The sequence below is a fragment of the Candidatus Proelusimicrobium excrementi genome (genome assembly GCF_937881865.1).
Lineage (GTDB): Bacteria > Elusimicrobiota > Elusimicrobia > Elusimicrobiales > Elusimicrobiaceae > Proelusimicrobium > Proelusimicrobium excrementi.
The window spans coordinates 1-17,534 of sequence record NZ_CALGEO010000066.1 but is presented as its reverse complement, the minus strand read 5'-3'; the positions used below and the strand labels follow the sequence as shown (position 1 = coordinate 17,534).

15 protein-coding genes and 1 pseudogene are annotated in these 17,534 nt (G+C 47.0%); 9 read left to right on the top strand and 7 right to left on the bottom strand.

Annotation, left to right across the window (positions count from 1 at the left end):
- The 6 genes and pseudogenes from ACQY26_RS03265 to ACQY26_RS03240 all read right to left on the bottom strand — a co-directional run.
- Positions 1-236: pseudogene (locus ACQY26_RS03265) on the bottom strand (UMP kinase); the annotation flags it as partial.
- Positions 237-351: 115 nt separating this feature from the next.
- Positions 352-990 (bottom strand): autotransporter domain-containing protein, encoded by a 639-nt coding sequence (locus ACQY26_RS03260; RefSeq protein ID WP_428047662.1) that lies wholly within the window; start codon positions 988-990, stop codon positions 352-354.
- 352 nt (positions 991-1,342) lie between these two features.
- Complete coding sequence (locus ACQY26_RS03255; protein ID WP_428047661.1) at positions 1,343-3,088, bottom strand: DUF2207 domain-containing protein; 1,746 nt, start codon at positions 3,086-3,088, stop codon at positions 1,343-1,345.
- A 163-nt stretch (positions 3,089-3,251) separates the two neighbouring features.
- Positions 3,252-4,097, bottom strand: coding sequence for a translation elongation factor Ts (gene tsf / locus ACQY26_RS03250; protein ID WP_428047660.1), 846 nt, complete (start codon positions 4,095-4,097; stop codon positions 3,252-3,254).
- 60 nt (positions 4,098-4,157) lie between these two features.
- A complete protein-coding gene (gene rpsB / locus ACQY26_RS03245; protein ID WP_428047659.1) occupies positions 4,158-5,153 on the bottom strand; it encodes a 30S ribosomal protein S2 in 996 nt (331 codons plus the stop codon).
- Positions 5,154-5,342: 189 nt separating this feature from the next.
- Complete coding sequence (locus ACQY26_RS03240; RefSeq protein ID WP_428047657.1) at positions 5,343-5,936, bottom strand: LA_2272 family surface repeat-containing protein; 594 nt, start codon at positions 5,934-5,936, stop codon at positions 5,343-5,345.
- Positions 5,937-6,030: 94 nt separating this feature from the next.
- On the opposite strand from ACQY26_RS03240, the gene ACQY26_RS03235 reads away from it, so the two are divergent.
- The 8 genes from ACQY26_RS03235 to ACQY26_RS03200 are packed head-to-tail and all read left to right on the top strand — an operon-like array spanning position 6,031 to position 12,142.
- Positions 6,031-7,194, top strand: coding sequence for a S8 family peptidase (locus ACQY26_RS03235; protein WP_428047655.1), 1,164 nt, complete (start codon positions 6,031-6,033; stop codon positions 7,192-7,194).
- A 4-nt stretch (positions 7,195-7,198) separates the two neighbouring features.
- Entirely contained in the window at positions 7,199-7,687 is a 489-nt protein-coding gene (locus tag ACQY26_RS03230) for a YceD family protein (RefSeq protein ID WP_428047654.1), read from the top strand.
- A 41-nt stretch (positions 7,688-7,728) separates the two neighbouring features.
- The gene (rpmF, locus tag ACQY26_RS03225; protein WP_428047653.1) at positions 7,729-7,938 is read left to right on the top strand and encodes a 50S ribosomal protein L32; all 210 of its coding nucleotides are present in this window, start codon (positions 7,729-7,731) and stop codon (positions 7,936-7,938) included.
- Positions 7,939-7,943: 5 nt separating this feature from the next.
- Positions 7,944-8,966, top strand: coding sequence for a phosphate acyltransferase PlsX (gene plsX, locus ACQY26_RS03220; RefSeq protein ID WP_428047652.1), 1,023 nt, complete (start codon positions 7,944-7,946; stop codon positions 8,964-8,966).
- Positions 8,966-9,712, top strand: a complete 747-nt coding sequence (fabG, locus tag ACQY26_RS03215; protein WP_428047651.1) for a 3-oxoacyl-[acyl-carrier-protein] reductase — start codon at positions 8,966-8,968, stop codon at positions 9,710-9,712. The genes plsX and fabG overlap by 1 nt, the downstream gene beginning before the upstream one ends.
- Before the next feature lie 35 nt (positions 9,713-9,747).
- Entirely contained in the window at positions 9,748-9,993 is a 246-nt protein-coding gene (acpP, locus tag ACQY26_RS03210) for an acyl carrier protein (protein ID WP_428047650.1), read from the top strand.
- A complete protein-coding gene (gene rnc / locus ACQY26_RS03205; protein WP_428047649.1) occupies positions 9,994-10,671 on the top strand; it encodes a ribonuclease III in 678 nt (225 codons plus the stop codon).
- A 49-nt stretch (positions 10,672-10,720) separates the two neighbouring features.
- On the top strand, positions 10,721-12,142 hold the full coding sequence (locus tag ACQY26_RS03200; protein WP_428047647.1) for an ankyrin repeat domain-containing protein: 1,422 nt from the start codon (positions 10,721-10,723) through the stop codon (positions 12,140-12,142).
- A 51-nt stretch (positions 12,143-12,193) separates the two neighbouring features.
- On the opposite strand, the gene ACQY26_RS03195 is transcribed toward ACQY26_RS03200, so the two are convergent.
- A complete protein-coding gene (locus ACQY26_RS03195; RefSeq protein WP_428047646.1) occupies positions 12,194-12,493 on the bottom strand; it encodes a hypothetical protein in 300 nt (99 codons plus the stop codon).
- A gap of 46 nt (positions 12,494-12,539) precedes the next feature.
- Here ACQY26_RS03195 and ACQY26_RS03190 point away from each other — a divergent pair.
- Positions 12,540-17,534 (top strand): type IV pilin protein (locus ACQY26_RS03190; RefSeq protein WP_428047645.1); only part of this gene is annotated, 4,995 nt, incomplete at its 3' end.

The following is a 17,534-nucleotide window of genomic DNA, read 5'->3' as shown; positions in this document are numbered from 1 at the left end:
ATGATTGTAGCCATCATGCCCATATTGTCGGAGTTGACCCTGTTTATTATCCCGCCGCCGTCGCGTACTCCGCGCCAGATATTGCCGCCGCCTATTACTATGGCCAGCTGGCATTTTGTTTTTACGGCGGATTTGATTTCCTGCGCGATGTCTTTTAAAGCTTTGGGCTCAACGCCGCGTTCCCCGGTCTGCGTAAGGGCTTCTCCTGAAAGTTTAAGTAAAATCCTTTTGGGCATAATGCACCTCTCAAAATTATTAAAGAGTTTTTCTTATAATACAAAATTTTATACCGGCTGTAATTATAATTTTCCGGCTGATAAAAAAACTCCCCCTTGCGGGGGAGTTCGTTTTTTAGAAATTAAATCTTAAATCGGCTTTGCCGCCTATACTCTCAAGGCCGCCGGCGGTTCCGTAGGCCTGCAAAGCGGCGGTTATATTGTTTTTCCAAGTTTTCCTTACGTCGATTGAAGCTCTCGCAAAGTCTTTTACGCTGAGTTCCGGCAGAGCGGTTTGCTCCGCCTTGAATTTTGTTTCGTCCAGCATATTAAATACAAAGCTTGCGCTTGCAAAAGGCTGGAAAGCCTTGTCGAAATTGCCGATTATTTTTACGCCCGGTTCAAGCTGAACCGCGCTTAACGGATCGGCTTTTATTTTGACTCCGTCGGCGTTGGTGTAGTCAAACACGTTTACCATTGAATATGAGGCCGAGTAATTGGGCTGTAATACCAATATCCCGCCGAGAAGTTCAAAATTATATCCGCCTCTTAAAGCCGCGCCGGCGGTGTCGTCGTAGGTTTTGCTTCCGTTAAAAATAGCTCCGCCGTAAGTGGTGGTGGAAGTTCTCTGAACGGTATTGTTTACAAAGTCGCCGTTTATATTTTCTATAAAGTTTTCCTGAATATTGCTTACGGCGCTGCCCTGCATGGAGTTGTTTGTATTAAGGATATTGCTTACAAAGTTTGTATCTAAAGCTTGGGAAGGATTTTCCACCCTGGCGGAAGTTTCGCTTTCCGTATAGCTGTATGTTACCGCCGCGTTTGCGGCGTCGGAAGTTTCCGCAAGTACGGAATTGCCGTTTGAGTCCTGAGTCCAAGAAAGATAAACTTTCTCGTTTCCCGAACCGTATTGATTGTTTTTTAAATAAGCGGATAGATCTTCCGCGTTAAGAGTTTGTAAAAAAACAAAGGCAGCAATGCAAACGGAATCATTTTGGCAACAATAACGTATGAGCGTATTGCAGCCTTAACATGGTGTATGCTCATTGTTTGATCCTTGTTGTCTGTAAGTTGATTTTATTCTTAAATTATATAAATAAGCCTTGGCATACACCATATATACTTGGTTATCTTCCCCTGCCGCCGCCTCCTCCGAAGCCGCCGCCGGAAAATCCTCCTCCGAAGCTTCCTCCTCTCCGTCCGCCGCTTCCGCCCGAAGAAGAAGGCTGCACGGCAGATCTTGCCAAAGCGGAGGAAAACGCCGCTGAAGCTATAAAACTTCTTCCGCCCAGCGAGGTTAGTTTTTCTTCAATGCTTTCTTCCGAAAGCACTTTCGTAAAATTTTTTATCCATTTGCTTTGTATGCCGAAGGCATAAGCATAAGGCAGATAATCCGCAAAAATTTTAAGTTTGTCTTCAGGATTGGAAAGTTCCGTGCGGTGTTTTTCGGCTTTTTTCATATATTTTTTGAAGGCAAGCAAACGTAAATAAATTTCTCTGCCTTTGGGGCTGGCATTATCCATATAAACGGCGTAAGGTATTCCCAATGCAAGAGATATCAGGAAGTACATTTCGGCAGCGCTTGAAAATATTGTCGGCCAGAAACACAAAATCATTACGGTTATATAAGCTTTTAGCTGCCAGTTTATTTCAGCGGCTGATAAAGCAAGGCTGAAAGACAGCAGCATGGCAAATATATTTACCCCCATTACACCGGTCCCGGCTGATGTATTTATGAATATAAATATTTGCATGAGCAGCATTATACATATCGGGAATATTATAAACTTATAATTTTTTTCTATATATATGCGGCCTTGTTTATGCAAAGAAGTTTTTACTGTATCGGCGCAGGTTTTAACTTTTGACTGATACTTTCCGTTCAGATTCAATACTTTTGAGTGTCCTATGCAATTAATAACGGCGTTTTCTTCCTCGGCTTTTTCCGGTTCGGCGTCGCCGATTTGTCTTATTTCAACGCTGCTGCCTTTTTTGCTTATTTTGATTTTTTCTTTTACGGCAAGGCTGACGAAAGCCGCGGAAAGGAGGCTTAAAGAGAATTTTCTCTTAAGGATATATCCAGCCAAAGCCGGGGAAATATTATTTGGCGGGGCGTAAAGCACGGTACCGTCGGGCTTTGGATCTTTGCCGAAACGGAGCCAGGTTATTAAATAGTAAATCATCAATATTACGCAAAGTACCGGGGGGACATATTTCAGGATAAAAGCCTTTATTTTATCGCTCAAAGGTTGTTTTATGTTAGGGTTTTTAAAAGGAACCGCCACGGTAAAGCCTTGCCCGGGATAAAGCGGTTTTGTTGTTTTAAAAAACAGATGTCCGCTTTGTTTGGCGTCGCTTTGTTTTGAGCGGTAGCCGCCGGTATAAAGAGAAATGCCTTCATTTATTACCTCGGAGCCTTCCGGCAATATAAGGCGGAAAGTGGCGCTATCTATCGGGAAAGCCCAATTATTGCCTGTAACGTTCCAGTAAACTTCATTAAAATCCTTGGAGAAAATTACCGCATTCTGCATAGTGTAAGATAAAACGTATTTATGTGTGCCGGGGCTTATAAAGTTGTCGTTTCCGAAGTTTACTTCAATATCTCCGCCGTTATCTTCGGTAAAGTAAGGGTGCGTACGCCCGTCCATTAAAAGGGAGTTTATCCATATTTCGTGCCCGGACTGCGATGGAATTTCCCTAACAATACCCCTTCTTATATTTTTATGTTCTGCGACCACGGTGATTTCTTCTATAACATCGGCGCGCAGATCATCTCTGATGAAAAGCGTAACGTTAAGGTCTAATATCCTTTCGGAAGCAAAGGAAAGGAGGGGAAAAAGAATAAATAAAAAAGAAAATATAAATTTTTTCATAGATTAAATTATAAGATAAATAATGCTTTATGGAAATGTTTTTTACAACTCTAAAGTAATCCGCCGGTATGTTTCTTGTTTTATAAGGATATGCTTTGCGCCGTGCTCCATACAAACAAAAAGCCCCTTCCCGAAGGAAGAGGCTTTTAAGTTTTTATAAGGTTTAGAATCTTACGAATCTGGTTACCTTAAGGTTTACGCCGAGCTTTTTGCTTTCTTCGTCGATAACTTCCTGTACGGATTTTTTATTGTCTTTAATTGACGGCTGATCAAGCAGGCAGACGTCTTTAAAGAATTTTTTAATCCTGCCGGGAATCATCTTTTCGATAGCGGCTTCGGGTTTGCCTTCGTTTTTGGCTTGGGTAATTGCGATATCTTTTTCTTTTTCAATTACGTCAGCGGGAACTTCGCTTTCGGTTAAGTATTGGGCGACCATACCTACGCCTTGCATGGCGATTGCGCGGGCAAACTCTTTAATTTCTTCTTTTTTGCCGCAGCAGCCGTCGGTTTTGTCGCACATCATTTCAACCAAAGCGGCTTTTTTATTGTCGGAGTGCAGATAGTAATTGATTACTCCGCAGCCTTCGCCTTTCTTCCAGCATACAGCTTTGTTGAAAGAAACGTTCTCGCCGAATTTCGGGGCCAGTTCGGTAATCATATCTTTGATTTTCTGATCGGCGGTATAATCGGTTACGTCCGGGTTGGCGAGCATATATTCCGCTATTTTGTCCACAAGTCCGATAAAATCGGCGGTTTTGGCGACGAAGTCCGTTTCGCAGCCCAAATAGGCCATGGCTACGGTATTTCCGTCTTCGGAAACTTTAATGGATACTCTTCCTTCTTTGGTTTCTCTGCCGGCGCGTTTTGCCATATCGGCCAAACCTTTCTTGCGCAGGAAGGTTACCGCGGCTTCAACGTCGTTGTTGCACTCGGCCAAAGCCTGTTTGCAAGCGCCTAGGCCGGCTCCTGTTTTTTCTCTTAAAAGTTTAATATTTTCTAAACTTGACATAAATTCTCCATTCTGCAATTTTTGCCCGTCCGCTTTTTGTGCGGACGGACGGATTAAAAGTTAAGCGGCGGCTTCTTCTGAAGCTTCTTTGGCCTCTTCTTTAACTTCTTCTTTCGCCTTTACGGTTTTTTTGGCCGCGGTTTTCTTGGCGGTCGTTTTTTTGGCTGCGGGTTTTTTAGCCTTTTTTTCTTCTTTGGCTTCGTCGGCTTTTTCCGCTACAATCGTTTCCGCTTCGGCTTTTACTTCTTTTTTTGTTTCTTCAACCGCGGCTGCGAGGGCTTCCGCCATTACGGGGTTTTCAACCGGTTTTTCTTCTTTAACTTCTTCTTTTACGGCTTCGGCTTCCGCTTTCTGTTCGGCGTTTGCGCCGTTGGCTTCGTTTCTGCCTTCAATGATGGCATCGGCTACGGCCATGCAGAAGAGTTTTATTGATCTGGCGGCGTCGTCGTTGCCGGGTACCGGCACGGTGATGTTGTCGGGATCGGCGTTCGTATCGCAGACGGCTACTACGGGTATACCCAAGATTTTGGCTTCTTTTACCGCGCCCTGAGTGTCAACCGGGTCAATGATAAAAAGTATGTCCGGCAGGGTTTTCATGTCTTTGATGCCGCCGAGTAATTTTCTGAGGCGGTTCATTTCTTTGGTTAATCTTGAAGCTTCTTTTTTGGAAATGGCTTTAAGTACGCCTTCCTCTTCCCATTTTTCAAGTTCGGCCATTCTTTCGACTGATTTTCTTACGGTCTGGAAATTGGTTAAAGTTCCGCCGAGCCATTTTTCATGGATGCAGGGGCAGCCGGCTCTTAAAGCTTCGGCTTTAATTGCTTCCTGGGCTTGTTTTTTTGTGCCTACAAATAAAAATTTTGAACCTTTTTTGGATTCTTCTTTAATATAAGCGCAGGCTTTTTTTAATTCTTTGGCGGTTTTCTGCAAGTCAAGTATGTGTACGCCGTTTCTTTCGCCGAAGATATAGCGGCTCATTTTAGGGTTCCATCTTGAGGTTTGGTGGCCAAAGTGCACACCGGCTTCCAACATAGCCTTCATTGATATATTGCTCATTATTTATTCTCCTTGTGTCGGCGCGCACCAAAATTTGGGCAGGGGATGCCCACGGCGATGCGCTGCCAAAGCTTCGTAAACGCGGCATTTGATTTACTGATTTGTTTCGCCTCGTTTATCCGGCTTATCAATATTATAGCATAAAAAAACCCCGCCTTTTAAGCGGGGCTTTTGCAAAAGCTTAAAAACTTAGAATCTGCCGTTTACCAACACCATACCGGGGAACCATCCGCCGTTTTTAATGATGTTGACCAAGCCGATCTGCAAGCCTCTGTCGATTGAAGTGATGTTGTTTACGAAGCCGAGCTGCAAACCTTTAAAGTTCTGGGCCTGGTTGTAAAAACCCCACTGAAAACCGGTCATGGACTGAGCGAAGTTTACCGCACCCAGCTGGGCGCCGGTTACTTCTCTGTCGCTGACGTTTACAAAACCCCACTGAACACCGGTTACGGTGTCAGCTACGTTTAAAAGGCCCCATTGTACGCCGACAGCGTCTTTGGAGGTCGTATAAATTGCGCCTTGTACGCCGCGCATTTTATAGGCTCTTGCATAAGCGAAAGCGCCCTGAAGGCCGTGCATTTCGTCGGCTCTGGCGGAAATAAAGTTCCAGTCAAGGCCGTGTACGGTGGGAGTATTGTTGTCGACTAAACCGAGAACTACATTGGCTTTTGAGGTCTGCGGCCAAGCGATATCGTCATATAAAGACAATTTTACCGGGCTTTGCGCGGCAGCGTTTAAACCCAGTACAGCAACTAATGCGAATACAGCTAATAATTTCTTCATGTGTTTGTACTGCCTCCTTAAATAATTTATAATCATATTATAGGTAATATTTCGGCAAAATTAAATAGATTTTTAGCTGCAAGAGGTTATATATATGAGAAGAAAAATATTTGCTTTTGTTTCACTTTCATTATTATGTTCTTCTTTCTGTTTTGCCCAAAGGAGCCTTAAAGATATGAACCGCGGCACTTTCCCGCGTCAAAACAGAAACACATCTGAAGAGGAACTTAGGGAAAAGGCCCGTCCCGTAAATATAATCAACGCCCCGGGCGTAAGGCAAACTACCGTAAACGGCAATACCGTATATATATATGACAGGCCGACTTCATCCAATATCCCCGTTTATCATCAGGTAACCGTAAGCGGCGGGGGGTATAATCCTTCTTTTGCAGATCAAGCCAATCCTCAGTTTAAAAACTGGGCCATAAGCGCAATGGGCCTGGATAACACACCTTATACCGGTACGGGCATAGTTGTGGCCGTTTTGGACTCCGGGGTAAGCCCGCATGAGCAATTTTGTGAGGGAGCGGTAGACATCCTTAACATATCGGGCGTCAATAATGATTTTGACGCTTACGGCCACGGCACAGCAATAGCCGGTATTTTGGGCGGCTGCGGGCCGGAGGGGAGCGGGTTTTCAGGCGTAGCTCCGCGCGTAAAAATGAAGGTTTATAAAATTACCGACGACCAAGGCTCCACAAATAATATAAATATAGGTAAAGCCGTACAGCGGATTTTGGACTATAACAGAACTAATCCTTCCGCGCCCATAAGCATAATTAACGTAAGCTACGGGCTTTCCACGGACGACGAAATCGTAAAAAGAGCTCTGAAGGCGGCTTATGATTCCGGGATAGTTATAGTTGCGCCTTCGGGCAACGATCACGCGGATAAACTGGCCTATCCGGCGGCGTATGATTTTGTGATAGCCGTAGGCGGCCTCAGGCCGACCCGCCAAATATTTGATATGTCAAATTACGGCGCGGGGCTTTCTTTCGTCGCGCCGGCTTCGGCCATTTATGCGCCGGCCTTGGGCAATTCTTACTCTTGGGTGAGGGGGACTTCTTTCGCCGCTCCTTATATAAGCGGCATGGCGGCTTTGATAATGGAAGCGCATAAAAAGAAATACGGTTCTCTGCCCACCCCGCAAAGAGTTTATGAAGTTTTGGCTAAAATAAGCTCGGCTCAGCCTAATCTTCTGCCTCAATGGCAGGGGTTGGGCTTGCCCGACGCTTCAAAAATAGATAAAGTTATCTAGTTATATGAAATACACCGATTACGAAATACCGGCTGATTTGCTGTTCAAAACCAAGGATATAATAGATATGGGCGGGCTTAAATGTTCCGCTCTGCTTAATCCCGCCGATTTTGAAGACTGCAAAGACTGCGCCGGCAATATAAAAAGAATAGAAGTAAAATTAAGTTTTTCTTTATTGTCCAAAGAGATTTTGGTAAACGGCAGCGTCAGCGGCCTCAGCGAAGTGGAATGCGCCCGCTGCCTTAAGCCCTTTGACAAGAAGTTTAACGAGGAATTTACTCAATTATATTCCACTAAGTTGGAAATAATTGATATAATGTATTTAATCAGGCAAACGCTTGCGCTGCTTGGCGGCGTACGGAATTTATGTTCCGAGGACTGCAAAGGCTTGTGCCCGTATTGCGGGTGCAATAAGAACGACGTCGAATGCGATTGCAAAGAGCCGTCGTTTTCGCAATTTGCCTGCTTAAAAGAAAAATTTTCAAAAAAGTAATAAAGCAAAAGCGATTTTGCTGATTAAGTGAGGAAGAACAAATGCCTAATCCAAAGAGAAAGCACACAAGATCCAGAAGAGATTTGAGGAGATCCGCCAATTCCAAATTGGAAGCGGTAAACGTAGTGGCCTGCTCCAACTGCGGCGAAATGAGATTGCCTCATAACATCTGCCCGAAGTGCGGTTTTTATGACGGTAAACCCGTAGTGGAAGTAAAAGCGAAAAAAGAAGCGGCCGATACGGCTAAATAATTATTATGCGTATAGCACTTGATGCTTTAGGCGGCGATTTCGGCGCGAAGCCAAACGTCCTTGGCGCTTTAAAAGCGGTTAAGGATTTTGGCTTTGACGTCATTCTTGTGGGTGACAGCAACGTCATTAAGCAGGAGCTTGACGGCGCGGGTGATTATGACGAAAGCAAAATTTCGATTATTCATGCGCCCGAATTTATAGATATGGCGGCTTCCCCAGCGCGGGAATGCCGCAGTAAAAAGAACGCCAGCATAGTGGTATGCGCCGATTTGGTTAAATCAGGCAAAGCCGACGCCATGATATCGGCCGGGAACTCCGGCGCGACGATGGTCGCCGGCTTATTTGGTCTTGGCAGGATAAAAGGCGTGGACCGTCCGGCGATAGCTTCGCCTATGCCTACGCAAAGAGGCGTCGCTCTTGTCGTCGACGCCGGCGCCAACGCCGATTGCAAAGCTTTAAATTTGCTGCAGTTTGCGGTTATGGGCAGCATATACAGCCATATAGCCTACGGCGTGCCGAGCCCGCTGGTGGGGCTTCTTTCCATCGGTGAAGAAGAAGGCAAAGGCAACCTGCTTATAAAAGAGGTTACCAAACATATAAAGAAGCTCGGCGTAAACTATTACGGCAATATTGAAGGGCGGGACGTTCACACCGGCATGATAGATGTCGTGGTGTGCGACGGCTTCGTCGGAAATATAGTTTTAAAACTTTCCGAAGGTTTGGCCAAATCTCTTTTTGAGATGATAAAAAAGCAGCTTAAAAAACGTCCTTTGGCCATGCTTGGCGCTTTGATTGCCAAACCGGCTTTTAAAGCCGTAAAAACCGATACCGATCCCGACACTTACGGCGGCGCGCCGTTGCTCGGTGTAAACGGGCCCGTGATAATATGCCACGGCAAATCAAGCGAAAAGGCCATTTACAATTCAATAAGAGTGGCCGGCAGATTGGTTCATTCCAATGCGGTAAAAGCCATAAGCGAGGCCATGGCCTCTTTAGGCCCCGTATTTGAAAAGGTTAAGGAAGACTGATGGATTTACAAGGTAAAGTCGCCGTCATAACAGGCGCCAGCAGGGGCATAGGTTTTGCCATAGCCGAAGCTTTTTTGGCCAACGGCGCTAAAATCGCAATATGTTCTTCGGGCGAGGCGGGGGTAAATAAGGCTAAGGAACTTTTACTCTCCAAATATCCCGGGGCGGATATCTTTACGGCCGCGGCCGACGTTTCCAAACGGGAAGACTGCGAAAGGTTTATAAACGGAGCGGCTGAACATTTTGGTAAAATAGATATATTGGTAAATAACGCCGGCATTACAAGGGATACCTTGGTAATGCGCATGAGCGAGGAAGACTGGGACGCCGTCTTAAACGTAAATTTGAAAGGTGCGTTTTTAATGTCGAAAGCGGCCGTAAAGCTTATGGTAAAGCAAAGAAGCGGTTGTATTATAAATATGTCTTCGGTCGTGGGGCAGAGCGGCAACGCCGCGCAGGCCAATTACAGCGCGTCTAAAGCCGGTGTAATAGGGCTTACTAAATCTTTGGCGAAAGAGTTTGCTTCAAGAAATATAAGGGCGAACGCCATTGCGCCGGGGTTTGTAAAGACGGAAATGACCGAGGTTTTAAAAGAGGATATCAAGAAAACTGTTCTTGAGAGTATTCCTCTTAAAAGATTTGCTGAAGTATCTGATATCGCCAACGCGGCGGTATTTCTGGCCTCAGACAATGCAGGCTACATAACCGGCCAGGTCTTGGCGGTTAACGGCGGATTATACATATAATAAAATAGACGTTTTCTGTTTAAACGGAGGAAAAAATGGACGCAAAAAATATAGAAGAAAGAGTAAAAAATATCATTGTTGAGCAGCTCAGGGTTGAGCCGGATCAAGTAAAACCGGAAGCCCAGTTCGTCAATGATTTGGGCGCCGATTCTTTGGATACGGTTGAACTTATTATGGCCCTTGAAGAGGAATTCGACATCGAAATCCCCGACGAGCAGGCTGAAAAAATCAAAACCGTAGGCGAAGCCTTGGAACACATCAAAGCCAAAGCCGCCAAATAAGTGTTTTCTGATTTAGAGAAAGTATTAAATTATACTTTCCGAGATAAAAATATTTTAAGGGAAGCGCTCTCTCACAAGTCCTATGCGGCGGAGTTCAGGCATAACAAAGACAATGAAAGGCTTGAATTCTTAGGCGACAGCGTACTTGGCTTGGTCGTCGCGGCTTATTTGTACAAGCTGCTTGACGCCAAAGAAGAGGGAGTGCTTTCCAAAATAAAAGCCAACTTGGTTTCCAGGCGCAATTTATACTTTTGGGGTCAAAACCTTAAACTGGGCGAATATATGTTTTTAGGCCAAGGCGAGATCGCCAGCGGGGGCAGACAGCGCCAAAGTATACTTTCAAACGCGATGGAAGCGGTTGTCGGTGCCGTTTACCTTGACGGAGGCTTTGACGCCGCCAAGGACCTTATTCTTAAATGGCTTGAAACGCAAAAAATAGAGGCCGACGGAGGCGATTATAAAAGTGTTTTGCAGGAATATCTGCAGAAGCGCGGTAAAAGCGCGCCCGAATACGATGTGGTTTCCACAGTCGGGCCCGAACATGATAAAATTTTTACCGTAAGGGTTACGCTGCTGGGCAGGGAGCTTGGCCGCGGAAAGGGGCACAACAAAAAAGCCGCGCAGCAAGCGGCCGCAAAAGAAGCTTTGGCCTATTATAATGCTTTAGGCAAAAAGTAGTAAACTGAAAGATTTTAAGACTTTTTCGGGGATTAGGGGGAACTGTTTGATGAAGAAGCCTGATTTTAAACTGGTTTTGAGCGGATTGCTTATACTTCCTTTATTGTTGCTTACCATTTATACATTTACTTCCGGCTCCGACAGCAAGAAAAACAAAATAAACGTATCCAGTTTGAAGCTTTCATCTCCTCAGGATCTGCCGGACGAAATCGCCTCATATTTGGAAGAAGGCGATTATGAAACCGCCATTATCCGCATAGAAGAGGATTTGCGCGATCCCGACGTCCCGACTTCCAAGGGCGTTCCTCTTATAGTTATTGCGGCGGAAAAGAACAATTACGATACCGCCGCTCTTATAGCCGGCCTGGGCGCGGACGTAAATATGCGTGATGAACGGTCTAATGAAACCGCAATAATAAAAGCCGCAAAAAACAATGCCGATATGATGAGAATGCTTTTAGCCGCCGGGGCGGACATCAACGCGCAAAGCCGCCGCGGCGTAAGCGCGCTGGGCGAGAGCATTAAAAATCAGAATAAAGACATAATGGAATTCCTTACAGCCAACGGTGCGCGCACCGGGGCGACTTTTGATAATTTAATGCGTTATGCCTATGCAAAAAACAATGTCGGCGTAAGCGCAATGCTGAGAGTCGGAGTCGATCCGAAGCAGAAAGATGTTAACGGCAACACGGCTTTAATGATATCGGCTTCCAAGGGCGATTTGCAGAGTTTCAAAGATCTTATGGCTTACGGTGCGGATATTAACGCTCAAAACAAACAGGGTATGACGGCGCTTTTATACGCTTTGCGCGCCAATAACCGCGATTTGGTCAAAGAAATATTAACCCTGAACGATACGGACGTAAACATTTCCAATGTGCTGGGGCAGAGCCCGTTATATTGGGCGGCTTATATCGGCGATGATATTGTGGTCAACGCTTTGCTTACCTTAGGCGCGGATTATAATAAGAAGACCAACAACAATCAAACCGCTTTGCAAATAGCCAAATTAAACAACAGAACTAAAGTCGTCCGCGTGATAGAAGATTTTATTAAATACAAAAATATGCCGCGCGACAAATCCGGCAAAGTGATAATTGACAAAAACGCCATAGCCGAGGATTTAAGAAGCAAAATAGAAGCCGACGACGCCCAAAAAGCCGCCGCACAGAAAAAGGCGTCCGCCAATAACGCTTCCTCGCAGAAAAAAGCGGCGCAGCCTCAGCAGCCGGCTCCGGTTCCCGGCGCTGTTCCCCAAGGTCTTGACATGGACACAATAACTAAGATGATGCAGCAGCAAGGGGCGGGTCCCGCCGCAATACAAGCTATGCAGCAGGCTCAAAACGGAGGGGCGGCTTCTTCTGCGGCTCAAGGGCAGGGTTCTTCTTCAAGGTCCAAATTCAAACCTAAGAGAACGTCCAAAAAGCAAACTAAAACGATAATAAACAAACTTGAAACGCATTCTCTTTAATTTTGAAAGGACCCGCCGCAAAAGGCGGGTTCTTTTTTACATACGGCTCTTTTATATAGGCAGGCAATTCTCATAAGAGGCGATAAAGGCGGCAAAACTCCGGCGGAGCGGCTGGCGATATAAGTTTTTTAAGCGGCTTTTATTTTTAATAATTTTACGCGGCGTAATTTTAATGTTTTTTGCTCTTAAAGGCCGTTTAAAACGGCGGCAAAACATTCTAATATTTTTAAGTGATTTTCTATTGATAAAAAAGTTAAAAAATAATGTTGAAAAACGGGGGGATTTCTTGTATACTAATAGTAGGGTTCTTGTATCTTCATGCCTTTTTACGGCTGCTTTTACGTCGTACAAGGGCCTTGCGTATTTATAATTTATTTTAGTTTGAAAGAGAGTTTTTATGAATAAATATTCACAAAAATTACGAAACTTCTTAGCTAGCATCTGGAAGTCCTTTTCCGCTGCGGTTTCTGCCGCGGCCGGAAAAGAGAAATCCGTATGGGCCTATGCGCCCGTACGCGCTTTTGGGCGCGGATTCACGTTGGTTGAACTGCTTGTAGTGGTTTTGGTTATCGGCATACTTGCCGCAATAGCCTTACCGGCCTACAATCGTTCCGTCCAAAAAAGCAGAATGAGCGATGCTCTGAACGTCTTAGACATAGCTGCTTCCAAACAGCAGGCCAACTATGTCGCCGGGGAGGGGTATGCGTCAAGCTTTGACGATTTGTCTATCCCGGTACAGGGGCTGACGGGCAACATATCAACCAGTTTAACGGGCGTTAAAGCGGGGAACTTTACTTATTCCCTGCAAAACACCTGCGTAGTGGCTTCCAGGCCTGAAGACGCGGTTACAATTTACCGCAACTTCAACACCGATGAAACCGGCTGCGTGGGCGACGGCTGCAAACTGATTGACGGCGTCGTTCCCGCCATACCTATAGGCTGCGACGAGTTCGCTTCGGAAGACGAAGCCGAGTCAGATATTACCGCTCCTTCCGTAATCAGCTGCTCTTTTGATAAATGTTTGGGTCCTGCGGGCACCTGTATCCCGACTAACGGCACTTGTATTCAGGGCCGCGTGATAACCCAAGCCTGCGGAAACGGCGGCGTCCAGATGAAGAAATGTTTGGAAGGTTGCCCCAACCATTGGAGCGACTGGAGCGAATGTATCAACCAAACCTGTAAAGAATCCGAACGCCCCGTCGCGATAGACAGAGCCGGCTGTGGATATTGTAAAAACGGAACCTCTTTTAAAGGCGTAAGAACCAGAAGCGTAACCTGCGACACTTCCTCCGGGCAGTGGATAACGGGTTCTTGGTCCACTTGCGTCAACGAAAATACCTGCGAAGAAACCAGCTGCACCGAAACCAACTCTTGCGAGTGCTCCGCTTCCGCGCGTCCGGCCACCAGCGTCGGCTGCGGAACGAGATGCAGCAACGGTCAGTATATGGGTATTCAAACCAGAACGGTAACCTGCAACAGGGCTACCGGCGAATGGTTTATTTCTAGCACGGGCGAATGCGCGGCTGACCTTTCCTGCTGCCCCGGCGAAGTTTCCACGAACGGCTGTCTGTGGGGCGTAAGCAAAACCTGTCAGGCAAACGGCCAATGGGGCGAATGCAATTATAAATTCTGCTCCGGCGCGGAACCTGAATCTCAAAGGGAATGCGCCGACAGCGGCGACAGCGTAAGAACTTGTGGCATTCAAACCCGTAGCGTTGACTGCGATCTTTCCAAAGGCGAATACGTTACCGGCGCATGGAGCGGAACCTGCACCGCGCCGCTGTATCGTGTGGTACCGCCCACCGCTCAGTTCTGCGGAACTTGCGGCAGTCAGGATAGAACCTGCCAAAAAACCTGCGACGGTTTGGGTACGTGTATAGAATGGTCTGCCTGTGCGGAAGTTGCAGTTCCGCCCACAAGCCAGGCCAATTCTCAGTACTGCTCTTATCACGGCACCAAGAACAGCCCCGAGCAGTGCGTAAATAAAGATTTCACCACATACGGGAGCAAGCCTAATTATATCGTAGACTTTGAAAATACAGGCACTTGCGCCTGCCATACTTATTTCTACGGCGGAACTTGCTCCATAGAATGTTCCTTGCCGGGTAAATATTGGAATACCGGCAGCTGTGAAATGTGTACCAACAGCCCTGTCGGAAGATATTGGACTGGCAACGGTATCACGTCGTCCACCTGCCCGGATGCTTCCTGCACCAATAAACCTGTAGGGTACTATTGGACGGGCCACGGCGGCACCGCTTCCACCTGCGCCACGGAGAGATGCACCAACTCCGTAGCGGGTCAATATTATACAAGCTTCAGCAATCTTGCCAAGACAAGCGGCTGGGAAACCGGCACTTCGCCTGTCGGCTGTTCCGTAGCGGCTTGTACCAACACTTATACCGGCAAATACTGGAATTCCGCCAACTGGACTACCAGTGCGACGGGCTGTTCCTTGGGCAACTGCACCAACGGTCAGACTGCTGGTAAGTATTATACGGGCCACGGTAAAGCTTCCGCCACCGGCTGTGCTACGGGCAATTGTACAAATGCCACGGCGGGCAAATACTATACTTCTTTCGCCAAGAACAGCATCAATAACGGATATTTGAATGATCCCGTAAGCTGCGAACTTGGCGCTTGTACCAATACTTATGCCGGCAAATACTGGAACGCCGCCAACTGGACGACCAGCGCGACGGGCTGTTCCTTAGGCAACTGCACCAACGGTCAGACCGCCGGTAAATACTATACGGGCCACGGCGGCTCTTCCGCCACGGCTTGCGCTACGGGCAATTGTACGCCCGTAATCGGCAAATACTTTACGTCTTTCGCCAAGTCAAACAGCGGCAGCGGCTACTTAAACGACGCCACCAGCTGTGCGACGGGTAATTGTACAAATACCTATGCCGGTAAATATTGGAACTCCGCCAACTGGACGACCAGCGCGACGGGCTGTTCCTTAGGTAACTGCACCAACGGTCAGACCGCCGGTTATTATTACAGCGGTCACGGCGGTTCGGCCAATTCCTGCGCAACTACTAAATGTACCAATATTGCGGCAGGCAAATACTTTACGTCTTTCGCCAAGTCAAACAGCGGCAGCGGTTACTTAAACGACGCCGCCAGCTGTGCTACGGGCGATTGTACCAATAAAACTGTAGGTAAATACTGGGTCGCCAACTGGACGACCAGCTCAACTGGCTGTTCTGAAGCTTCCTGTACCAATAAAACCACCGGTAAATACTGGACAACCCACGGCGGCACCTCCGCTACGGGTTGTACTGAAGCGACTTGTACCAATAATAATATCGGTTATTACTGGACGAATCACGGCGGTACGAGCTCTACCGGTTGTAACAATGCCCAATGCACGAACCTTGAAAAAGGCAAATACTTTACGGGCCACGGCGGCACTTCCGCCACCGGCTGTGCGAAGGGTAATTGTACAAATACCTATGCCGGTAAATATTGGAACTCCGCCAACTGGACGACCAGCGCGACGGGCTGTTCCTTAGGCAACTGCACCAACGGTCAGACCGCCGGTAAATACTATACGGGCCACGGCGGCTCTTCCGCCACGGCTTGCGCTACGGGCAATTGTACGCCCGTAATCGGCAAATACTTTACGTCTTTCGCCAAGTCAAACAGCGGCAGCGGCTACTTAAACGACGCTTCCAGTTGCGCTACCGGCAATTGTACTAATAAGACGGTAGGCAGATACTGGGTCGCCAACTGGACGACGAGTTCAACGGGCTGCTCCGAAGCCTCCTGCACCAATGGCCAGACCGCAGGTTATGCTTACAATGCTCACGGTGGTACGGCTAATTCGTGCTCAACTACTAAATGTACAAATATCGCGGCAGGCAAATACTTTACGTCATTTGCCAAGAACAACAGCGGCAGCGGCTACTTAAATGACGCTTCCAGCTGTGCTACCGGCGATTGTACCAATAAGACGGTAGGCAGATATTGGACTAATACTTGGAATAACTCCGCTTCTTGCGCGGATGCTTCCTGTACCAATAAACCTACGGTAGCTTCTTACACGTCCCACGGCGGTACTTCAGCTTCCGGCTGTTCTTGGTCCTGCCCTGCCAATACTTGGAACGGCAGTGTGGGCGGCTCGGGCTTGCAGTGGACTAAGTCCTCTTCCGCCTGCGTATCCAAAGAATATATCGCCTGCCCTTCGGGCTATCAAACCGGCGGTAACTTGGGCGTAAGAACTATTACTTACGGTATAAACGGAGCTGCGGCTTCAACCTCTGTTGACTATTCAGCTTGCTACGGCACATACAGCAATACGTCTTGCTCTGAATACTCATCAACGTTTAACCTGGGCACTACTTCTAAGACTATTTATTCTAACGCAGCCGGCAACGGCACTAGAAAGACCGAATGGCCGTCAGTAGCGACTCAGTGCTACAAGTCAATTGCCTGCAGCTCTTGGAGCAGCACCTATACGTCCGGTACTGCTTATCAATATGCAGGAGGAACTTATTCCGGCACTGGCAGCTGTTATAGGACGATTTCCTGCTCAGCTTGGAATTCTTCTTATCCTAACGGCGGAAATATCGTAAATCAATACGCTTCGGGCTCTTATTCCGGCACCGGCAGCTGTTATACGTCTTCGGCATGTTCCAACTGGAGCAGCACCTATACTAATGGTACGGCTACCAAATATGCCTCCGGTTCGTGGACTAATACCGACAACTGCTATCAGAGTGGTGTAGCATGTTCTACTTGGAGCAGTACATATAAGAACGGCGGTAATATCGTCAATAAGTATTCAACGGGTACTTACACAAATACCGGCAACTGCTACTATGACGATACGACGGCATGCTCCGGCATAGACAGCACTTATAACCAAGGTACTGCAACCAGAAGGAATTATGCCAGCGGTTCTAAGTCCTATCCGAGCCAGAGCAGCCAATGCTACAGAAATATAGCATGTTCCAACTGGAGCAGCACTTATAACAATGGTACGGTCTCACAGTATAAGAGCGGCTCTTGGTTCAATACCGGCAACTGCTATCAGAGTGGTATAGCATGTTCTACTTGGAGCAGTACATATAAGAACGGCGGTAATATCGTCAATAAGTATTCAACGGGTACTTACACAAATACCGGCAACTGCTACTATGACGATACGACGGCATGCTCCGGCATAGACAGCACTTATAACCAAGGTACTGCAACCAGAAGGAATTATGCCAGCGGTTCTAAGTCCTATCCGAGCCAGAGCAGCCAATGCTACAGAAATATAGCATGTTCCAACTGGAGCAGCACTTATAACAATGGTACGGTCTCACAGTATAAGAGCGGCTCTTGGTTCAATACCGGCAACTGCTATCAGAGCGGTATAGCATGCTCTACTTGGAGCAGTACG